Raw genomic sequence first — 7,729 nt, forward strand, 5'->3', positions numbered from 1 at the left:
TAAAGCGATTATAAACCGTTTTCCAGGAGCCATATCGCTCAGGTAAATCGCGCCATGGCGCACCAGAACACAACACCCAGAACATACCGTTGATGACTTTACGATGCTCAGCCCATGGGCGTCCGGCTCGTGGGGATGTAGGTTCAGCAGGCAGTAAGGGCTGGATGATGCTCCATGCTTCATCAGTTCAATGTATTGTGGAAACAGGTCGTTACTATAACTCAAGATATTAAGGGACACAGCCGATCGTCCTGCCTGATGGCCGCGCGCTCTATTATGGGAGCGGTCACCTACTGCAACTGACGCTGGATAACGTCACCATCAGCGAGTTTGAGCGCGATAACCTGCACCGTGAGCTCAGCCGTACCCAGGGCCGCTTGACCAGCCGGGTGCATTACGCTCGGCTGGGCCGCAAGGATCGCCGGGAAATCCACCGCACTGACCGGACGCGCCTGGGGCAAGTTGAGCTATGGGGAAAAACAGCAGACACTGGATTATTCCCAAAACCTGCGCCTGCAAGGCCAACACCTGGATCGCGAAACCGGACTGCACTACAATCTGTTCCGTTACTACTATCCGGATATCGGCAGATTCACCCAGCATGATCCGATAGGGCTGGCGGGGGGATGAATTTATACCAATATGCACCAAACCCACTTACGTGGACGGATCCATTAAGGCTAAAAGGTTGTAAGGTTTTAGAGGGAGACGGCAAAACACATGATATCAAGTTAAGATTAACTAAGGGTCAGTACAAAGAAACTTTCAGACTCATTTCTGATACAATGAAAAGTCGGAATCAAAACATCTATACAATTGCGAGAAACCGAACGTCAATTAATCGTAAAAACTCTCTTAAAGATTTTGAACCCAAAACAGGGTTCGATAGGGATGAATTACCGATGGCAATGTTTAAAGAAGCCGGTTCTGGCGCGAGTGTAAGGTATATTGACCCAAGTGACAACAGAGGGGCTGGTTCTTCGATTGCCCATGCATTGATAAAATACCCTAATGGTACCCGAGTAAAAATAGAAGTTATTGATTAAAGGATAACGAAATGAATATACAAGATCAAATTGATAAAATAAGTTCATCTCTCAATGATCATGTGCAAAAAATACCAAAAAAAAATAAAAAAACAAAAATTATTTTTCTTGAATCACTAACCAGGTTAGCATATAGCCTATATATTTTAAAAAACAATCCATTAACCAATGAATTATTAGATATATTGACGAAAATTCCTTTTAACGATGATTTTGATTACTGGACTTGGATAGAATACGCTCTATCCCTAAAGTCAAGAATGGCTAGAGAAAAAGAAGAATTGACAGAATCCTCTGAAGCGATAAGAAAAATCATCATGGCTACTGAGACCGGAAGTGAATTGGAAATATCTATAAAACGCCGTGTTTTTCAGAGAATGCTAAACGGGGAAAATATTTTTCTTGATGGGCTACATCATGCAATCGACAGTAAGGACAAAGCAATGGAGTATAATGAAAGAATTCTATATTTAATGGAAATTATAAAAATAGATGAAATAAAAAAAGAGACGGAAAAACCCAAGAAACAAGGAAGTACTGAGATAGAAAAACAAATTTTAACCTGCAAAGGAATTATTGACTTAATAGGAATTGAAAAAACAATGCCTTTCAAATAATAACTTAATGAACTTGGAGTTAAGAAATTCCAAATTCAAAAACGAAATAATTATTTGCTAATTATTGCAACCCTGCCACCACTTACGATCAGGTTCAGTCATTGGTCGGGATACCGCATTCAAGCCTAGATGAAATAATGGCTTATAACTATGAACAGCGATGATGACTATAATAATTTCATATTTATAAATTAATCATTACTTATTATCACTGTAGTGAAAAATCATGTCTTATTAAATTAAAAGAAAAAATAAGCAGAATGGTGTTAACAATGTAATTCACAAGGAAATACAATGATTGATTTTCACCAAAATGTAAACTCGTTGAAAAGCTAAATAACTCCGCCCTAACGGCACCATGTCCATCCAGCGTGTGCAGTTTCAGATCAATGCCAGCGGACAGGGCGAAACTAACACTGGCGGCACGCTGGATCTAAACATCAAAAAACCGGCCAAAGCAGAAGCACCGCAACCTACACCGGCGAAAATCACCGAAGAAGTTACCAACACATTCAACAAATCATCAGGGAGCGATGCATGAGCCAGCCTGTTCACTATCTCCTATCCGAAGGCACGCTTGCCTTGCCGGAAGCCGTACAGGATCACAGCGTCACCATTCTGAAACTGTCGAAGACGCGCGCTACGCTGGTCGTCACCCGAGCTTATGACGTCAACCCAGGCCAGGAAGAAGCCGACCTAAAGCAGCAACTGGCGAAGGTAAAGCGCGATATGAAAAAATTTAAGGCGGAAGAAACGCGGGATAGCCATTTTGGCCCCCTGCCCGCTCGCGAAGTCACCGTCCGCTTTGAAAATCAGGGCGTTGCCGTCGTGCAAAAACTGCTGACCGTGGCGCTGGGAACCCATTTGCTGGTGCTCACCTTCAGCACCAGCGCCGGCTTCGCACCCACGACGCAGGCAGTGTGGGACGCTATCCGCCAGGGGTTAATTCCCGCCGCGGGCAGTACGGAGGCTTAAGTCATGGCTGATGATTTAATCGCCGCCTGCAAAGATGACCCGCTGGTACACAGTTCGGTATTGGCTGACCTCCCCAGCGGGCTGGTAGAGGGCGCTATCTTTGTCGGTGCGACCGCACTGCTCGGCACCGGAGTGGGTGCCGTGGTCGGTCTGGGGCTGGCGATCAGCGCCATGACTAGCGGCCTGCCGGAAAAACTGGGCAACATGGCGGGCAACGCCGTCGATGGGGTGATTGGCGCATTAGGCCTGCGGGGGCCTCCGGACGCCAAAATAAAGAGCGGCTCCGACAACGTGAACATCATGGGCAAACCGGCCGCACGCGCCGCCGGCACCGTTGACCATGACTACCTCAACAGCCCGGCCGCCAGCGAGGAAGGCCCAGGCGCATTGGATACCGCCATTGCATTGGCGGCCGGCATTGCCTCCACCGTGATGCACCCCGGCGCGGCGATGGAAAAGAAACGGATAGTATGGCTCGCCAGACGGATGGATTGCTGCTCTTGATCCGATAGGGCTGGCGGGGGGACTGAACCTTTATCAGTATGCGCCGAACCCGCTGACTTGGATTGATCCGCTGGGGTTGAGTAAATGTTCAAGTAATGGCCGCCCAGATCCTTATAAAGGTGCAAAAGACGCATCTGCGTATCTTCGCTCTAAGGGAGTAGATAGAGATACCAGAAAACAGATAATTAGTTCCTTTGAGTTAGATACTATATCTGTACAAAAGGCAGGGAATAATCGGTTTGGAACACGTTTCCATGATGATGGGAAATCAGCCTGGCCTCTAGGTCAATATGTTTTTGAAACATTTACCCCTTTAACTAATAGATCAGGCCTTGCATTACCTTATGAATGGAATCGGATGACTGGGATCAAGCAGTGGCAGATAAAACCAGGTTCTACGATAATCAGGGGCAGAGCAGCTCCGCAATTTAAATATGGCTCACAATTTAGTGGTGGTGAAGAGCAAATTTTTGTCCTGCAGCCTTGGAAATATGGAACTTTATTATGATTTCTTCTTTTGAATTATTATTGAATGACGCACTTAAGAAAGTAGCTGACGCTATTAGTCGGCATGAACGCAATGAGAAAGCACCTCTTTCTATCCAGGCATTGGCTCAGGTAAAAAAAGAGCTGGAAGAAATGATTAGGGTGATGGATCCAAAGGTTTATATGCCAGGATATCCGCGTTTTATCACAGATTGGCCAGGTGAAGATGTACTGATAAAAGAATTAGTTCATGTTGCCGCTCTATACGAAAAAATAAGGAAAAACTAAAAAAGCCCGGAAGCGATCTAAACGATCCTTCCGGCTTTTTTATTATCGGTCAGCCACTGCTCATAATCCCCGTCAGCTCCAGCCCGCCGGGAAAGCGGTTGAGCCAGTCGGCGGCAGCGCGTTCATCTAACGGCTCCCGGCTCAGTCCTTCCAGACAGCGCCACAGTTCACGAATATCCTGCACGGTGATGACGATGCAACCCGGCATGATGCGCAGCTTGAGTGATTGCCCGGTGGTAAATCCTGCCTCGCCGAGCCACTTGCCGCTGAGGGTAATGGCGGGCGTAGAGGTGTCTCCCTTGTTGGGCCGGTAGCCGACACGCTGATAGCGCTCGTGCTGAGAGATTTTAAAAACAGGGGTATCTGGCGTAAAATGCATGTCCACCCTAAGCGACGGAGTATGGATGGGCGGTAGCGTGAAAGATTTCTTAAAGTATGATGACAAGATAAAGGTAATTTACAGCCGTAACCGATAGTACGACCAATCAGACGGAGCGATTGCTTGACAAGATCCGATAGGGCTGGCGGGTGGGTTGAATCTTTATCAGTACGCGCCGAATGCGTTGACATGGATCGATCCACTGGGGCTTAGCAAATGTGGGACTTTCACTAAGAATCCTGACGATATTCATTTCATGCAGAGTTCAATTAAAAATCAAACCGGAGAACATACCGTTCTTGATAATGCTGTTGCATTAAGAAATGGAACTCTTAAACCCACTGATTTACCAGCAATAAAGATATGACAAGATTCAAATGGTAAACTATGGACATTAGACCATAGACGACTTGCCACATTTAAATTATCTGGGCTGAAAGAAATACCTGTTCAGTGGGCTACGCAGAAAGAAATTGCTGGTCAAATGTGGAAGATGACAACAAAAACCGATGGAAAAAGCATCATCCTTAAAATGGGTGATTGCGTGAAGAAAATTATAGGTGGATGAAATGTTAGATAAATTTTTCTCAATAAGCAGTAAAGATGATCTTGTTAAACTTATATCTGCTTTGGCCAGAGATTTTAAAGAGAATCCCGATGAATGGGAAAATAAAGATTTATCATCTTATTTGGAAGCTATGGCTTCATGGATAGAAGACATGGATGGATATTATGAAAATACCAACCAGGCGCTACCGAAAGATACAAGCTGGAAAGTTTTTGCAGATATATTAATGGCTGCAAAAGTTTACGAATAAATAAATCCGGAAGTGATCCTAATGAACCTTCCGGCTTATTTTATCTGCTACTTATTACGATTACGCCTGATATCAGAAATTAATCCCGGTCTCAATCACTATCCTTCCCCGCTCAACCGTCACCGTTATCGGCATACCAGTCAAAAAGCCCGTCTCTTCGAGCCAGCGGCCCTTAATGTTAATGGCTGACGGCGGGTTGGGCTTGCCGTTTTACTCGCCTCATTCTGAGGCTCGCCCTGTGGGCCAGTTAAAACTGTTCAAACCTGTTTGCAACAGGTTTGTGCGAGGCATATTCCACCGTGTAGTAACGTTCTGTTTTAGCTGCTTTATTTACCGCGCCGTCTGACTTAGAATGCGTCTCAGCCATAGTCAACTTTTTCGGCTGCGGGCGGTAGCGTGCGCGATTTCTTGAACTATGACGACAAGATAAAGGTAATTTACAGCCGTAACCGATAGTACGATCTGTCAGACGGATTAATTGCTTTACTTGATCCGATAGGCTTAGGTGGTCTTAACCTTTATGCGTATGTCAAAAATCCACTCACTTGGATTGACCTTTTGGGGCTCGCAGGTTGTCGTTTACCGAAAGTTGATGCAGCAGATCACGATTATCTTTTGATATTAAAACGCTCAGAGTATCCGCAAACTTTCGGACATATAAATGATGCAATAGGAAGCGACCACTCTAATATTGTTACAATTCAACGAACATCTGCCAAATCTAATAGAGTACTCAGTTTGAAAGGTGTTAAAACGAAAGCAGGATTAGATCGTGATGAATGGCCAATGGCGATGTTCCGTGAGGGAGGGAACGGTGCTAGTGTAAGATATATTGACCCTAGTGACAATAGAGGTGCAGGTTCAAGTATAGGTAACATACTATCTGACTTACCAGATGGCACAAGAATTAAAGTAGAGGTTATTAATGGAATCTAAATATAATCAGACAATCGATTTACTTATATCCCATAGCCAAATTCAAGTTCGCTCTAGACCATTTGATGAGGCATCAAGTCAGTGGCGGAAAATAGATCTTGAACAAGGTACGATTATTTATAAAGACTATGTGGTTTTTGACCCCTTACCAGGAGGTTCTTTTGGTGCAAATGTTCATTTAATTTTAACAAAAAAATTTGAAATGAATGAAAATACTCAGCGTTGTATAGTTGTTCCATTTTATATTATAAATAAAAATGATGTGGAGATTGCTTCTGCATCAGAGAAGTTTAAAATAGAGTTGAGTTTTGAAATCGATTTGTATTCTCTTTATTATGAGGTCTGTGAAGGGGATGAGATATTTTATAAGTTAACATTCATTCCTTCTGAAACGCCAATAAATCCAATGTATTTACTGGATGATCCTTGGGGTGGGGGAAAAATAAACCTCTTGTGATAGGGCAAGTATAGTATAGATAGCCAGAAATATTCTTCCTTGACTCTTTCTGGCCTTTTCATTTCAGCAACATTAACACTTACCGCGCTGGTACCACCCTCTGTAAGGATAGATAACAGAGGGGGACTGAAATGACTTTGAAAAGCCCTATTCTGAGGATTATCTAAACAAGCTGTAGTATCTAACTTGCCTAAATCATGGGTTATCAGAACGATGAAGGTTCCTTGGTTATGAATTTTAATAGTTTACTCTTATCTCTTGAAAAGATAATTACTGAGTTAAATAAAAATGGAAAAACTCAGTCAGCATCATTTTTCATTTCACGTTATGAAGAAATAAAAATGAAAGGTAGCCATGTATCTAGAGAAGTAATAAAGGAACTATCGACTTGTAGAGCAATGTCGCAATATGCTAATTTTTCTATTAAAGAGGAAAAACTTCTAGATAATGTTGTGGATGATGCAATAGAATTAAAAAGTATTATTCCTTAAATAAAAAAAGCCGGAAGCGATCGCAACGATCCATCCGGCTTTTTATTATCCGTCGCCTAAAGGTTAATCCCGGTCTCAATCACTATCCTGCCCTGTTCGACGGTAATGGTTATTGGCATGCCGGTGATAAACCCCGACTCTTCAAGCCAGCGGCCCTTAAGGTTGATGGCAGACGGTGGGTTGGGTCTGCCGTTTTGCGAGGCATATTCCACCGTGTAGTAAAGTTATGTTTTAGCTGCTTTATTTGTCGTCATGTCTGACTTAGAATACTTCGCAGCCATAGTCAACTTTCTTGTCGGCGGGCGGATTTCCTGCATTATGACGACTGAATGAAGGTAATTTACCTCTGAAACAAGTAGTACGATCCGAAACTCGGAAAGATTATTACGCAGGACCCGATAGGGCTGGCGGGGGGACTGAACCTTTATCAGTATGCGCCGAATCCTCTTGCATGGATTGACTCATTAGGCTGTGTCCCTTAATCATCTGAGCTATAGTAACTACTTATTTCCACAACACTTTGAGATATGGCCCGATACGATCTTCCCGATGAAGCATGGAGCATCATCCAGCCCTTACTGCCTGCTGAACCTACATCCCCACGAGCCGGACGCCCATGGGCTGAGCATCGTAAAGTCATCAACGGTATGTTCTGGGTGTTGTGTTCTGGTGCGCCATGGCGCGATTTACCTGAGCGATATGGCTCCTGGAAAACGGTTTATAATCGCTTTA

The 7,729-nt window shown here is 44.0% G+C and carries 14 protein-coding genes and 5 pseudogenes; 15 read left to right on the forward strand and 4 right to left on the reverse strand.

Annotation, left to right across the window (positions count from 1 at the left end):
- Positions 1 to 184: pseudogene (locus ABRZ26_RS24340) on the reverse strand (transposase); the annotation flags it as partial.
- A gap of 269 nt (positions 185 to 453) precedes the next feature.
- Here ABRZ26_RS24340 and ABRZ26_RS24345 point away from each other — a divergent pair.
- The 8 genes and pseudogenes from ABRZ26_RS24345 to ABRZ26_RS24375 form a co-directional block, all read left to right on the forward strand.
- Positions 454 to 1,046 (forward strand): annotated as a pseudogene (locus ABRZ26_RS24345) (RHS repeat-associated core domain-containing protein); the annotation flags it as partial.
- Positions 1,047 to 1,057: 11 nt separating this feature from the next.
- On the forward strand, positions 1,058 to 1,663 hold the full coding sequence (locus tag ABRZ26_RS24350; RefSeq protein ID WP_319606617.1) for a DUF6707 family protein: 606 nt from the start codon (positions 1,058 to 1,060) through the stop codon (positions 1,661 to 1,663).
- 358 nt (positions 1,664 to 2,021) lie between these two features.
- Positions 2,022 to 2,204 carry a hypothetical protein gene (locus tag ABRZ26_RS24355; protein ID WP_319606618.1) on the forward strand — a complete coding sequence of 61 codons (183 nt, stop codon included), beginning with the start codon at positions 2,022 to 2,024 and terminating at the stop codon, positions 2,202 to 2,204.
- Entirely contained in the window at positions 2,201 to 2,638 is a 438-nt protein-coding gene (locus tag ABRZ26_RS24360) for a DcrB-related protein (RefSeq protein ID WP_319606619.1), read from the forward strand. The genes ABRZ26_RS24355 and ABRZ26_RS24360 overlap by 4 nt, the downstream gene beginning before the upstream one ends.
- 3 nt (positions 2,639 to 2,641) lie before the next feature.
- Complete coding sequence (locus ABRZ26_RS24365) at positions 2,642 to 3,142, forward strand: PAAR domain-containing protein (RefSeq protein ID WP_319606620.1); 501 nt, start codon at positions 2,642 to 2,644, stop codon at positions 3,140 to 3,142.
- Positions 3,108 to 3,230: pseudogene (locus tag ABRZ26_RS25185) on the forward strand (RHS repeat-associated core domain-containing protein); the annotation flags it as partial. The gene ABRZ26_RS24365 and the pseudogene ABRZ26_RS25185, both read left to right, overlap by 35 nt.
- On the forward strand, positions 3,219 to 3,650 hold the full coding sequence (locus tag ABRZ26_RS24370) for a hypothetical protein (protein WP_319606621.1): 432 nt from the start codon (positions 3,219 to 3,221) through the stop codon (positions 3,648 to 3,650). The pseudogene ABRZ26_RS25185 and the gene ABRZ26_RS24370, both read left to right, overlap by 12 nt.
- Entirely contained in the window at positions 3,647 to 3,916 is a 270-nt protein-coding gene (locus tag ABRZ26_RS24375; protein WP_319606622.1) for a hypothetical protein, read from the forward strand. The genes ABRZ26_RS24370 and ABRZ26_RS24375 overlap by 4 nt, the downstream gene beginning before the upstream one ends.
- Positions 3,917 to 3,965: 49 nt before the next feature.
- On the opposite strand, the gene ABRZ26_RS24380 is transcribed toward ABRZ26_RS24375, so the two are convergent.
- On the reverse strand, positions 3,966 to 4,295 hold the full coding sequence (locus ABRZ26_RS24380) for a SymE family type I addiction module toxin (protein WP_319606623.1): 330 nt from the start codon (positions 4,293 to 4,295) through the stop codon (positions 3,966 to 3,968).
- A gap of 127 nt (positions 4,296 to 4,422) precedes the next feature.
- Here ABRZ26_RS24380 and ABRZ26_RS25190 point away from each other — a divergent pair.
- Together ABRZ26_RS25190 and ABRZ26_RS24390 are read left to right on the forward strand one after the other, a co-directional pair.
- Positions 4,423 to 4,515: pseudogene (locus ABRZ26_RS25190) on the forward strand (RHS repeat-associated core domain-containing protein); the annotation flags it as partial.
- A 349-nt stretch (positions 4,516 to 4,864) separates the two neighbouring features.
- The gene (locus tag ABRZ26_RS24390) at positions 4,865 to 5,113 is read left to right on the forward strand and encodes a DUF7660 family protein (RefSeq protein ID WP_319606624.1); all 249 of its coding nucleotides are present in this window, start codon (positions 4,865 to 4,867) and stop codon (positions 5,111 to 5,113) included.
- A 72-nt stretch (positions 5,114 to 5,185) separates the two neighbouring features.
- Here ABRZ26_RS24390 and ABRZ26_RS25195 read toward each other — a convergent pair whose 3' ends face one another.
- Positions 5,186 to 5,296: a SymE family type I addiction module toxin gene (locus ABRZ26_RS25195; RefSeq protein WP_413556456.1), complete on the reverse strand. Its 111-nt coding sequence runs from the start codon at positions 5,294 to 5,296 to the stop codon at positions 5,186 to 5,188.
- Positions 5,297 to 5,671: 375 nt separating this feature from the next.
- On the opposite strand from ABRZ26_RS25195, the gene ABRZ26_RS24400 reads away from it, so the two are divergent.
- The 3 genes from ABRZ26_RS24400 to ABRZ26_RS24410 all read left to right on the forward strand — a co-directional run bounded on the left by ABRZ26_RS24400 (position 5,672) and on the right by ABRZ26_RS24410 (position 6,997).
- Positions 5,672 to 6,049, forward strand: coding sequence for a NucA/NucB deoxyribonuclease domain-containing protein (locus tag ABRZ26_RS24400; RefSeq protein ID WP_319606625.1), 378 nt, complete (start codon positions 5,672 to 5,674; stop codon positions 6,047 to 6,049).
- On the forward strand, positions 6,039 to 6,506 hold the full coding sequence (gene comJ / locus ABRZ26_RS24405) for a competence protein ComJ (RefSeq protein ID WP_319606626.1): 468 nt from the start codon (positions 6,039 to 6,041) through the stop codon (positions 6,504 to 6,506). Before ABRZ26_RS24400 ends, comJ begins: the two co-directional genes overlap by 11 nt.
- A 230-nt stretch (positions 6,507 to 6,736) precedes the next feature.
- Entirely contained in the window at positions 6,737 to 6,997 is a 261-nt protein-coding gene (locus tag ABRZ26_RS24410) for a hypothetical protein (RefSeq protein WP_319606627.1), read from the forward strand.
- Positions 6,998 to 7,053: 56 nt separating this feature from the next.
- Here ABRZ26_RS24410 and ABRZ26_RS24415 read toward each other — a convergent pair whose 3' ends face one another.
- The gene (locus tag ABRZ26_RS24415; RefSeq protein WP_319606628.1) at positions 7,054 to 7,209 is read right to left on the reverse strand and encodes a SymE family type I addiction module toxin; all 156 of its coding nucleotides are present in this window, start codon (positions 7,207 to 7,209) and stop codon (positions 7,054 to 7,056) included.
- Positions 7,210 to 7,356: 147 nt separating this feature from the next.
- Here ABRZ26_RS24415 and ABRZ26_RS24420 point away from each other — a divergent pair.
- Both ABRZ26_RS24420 and ABRZ26_RS24425 read left to right on the forward strand, forming a co-directional pair.
- A pseudogene (locus ABRZ26_RS24420) lies at positions 7,357 to 7,467 on the forward strand (RHS repeat-associated core domain-containing protein); the annotation flags it as partial.
- Between the two features lie 57 nt (positions 7,468 to 7,524).
- On the forward strand, positions 7,525 to 7,729 hold a 205-nt coding region (locus tag ABRZ26_RS24425), incomplete at its 3' end, for a transposase (RefSeq protein WP_319602908.1).

Source organism: Brenneria sp. L4-2C (assembly GCF_040240335.1).
Taxonomy (GTDB): Bacteria; Pseudomonadota; Gammaproteobacteria; order Enterobacterales; family Enterobacteriaceae; genus Brenneria.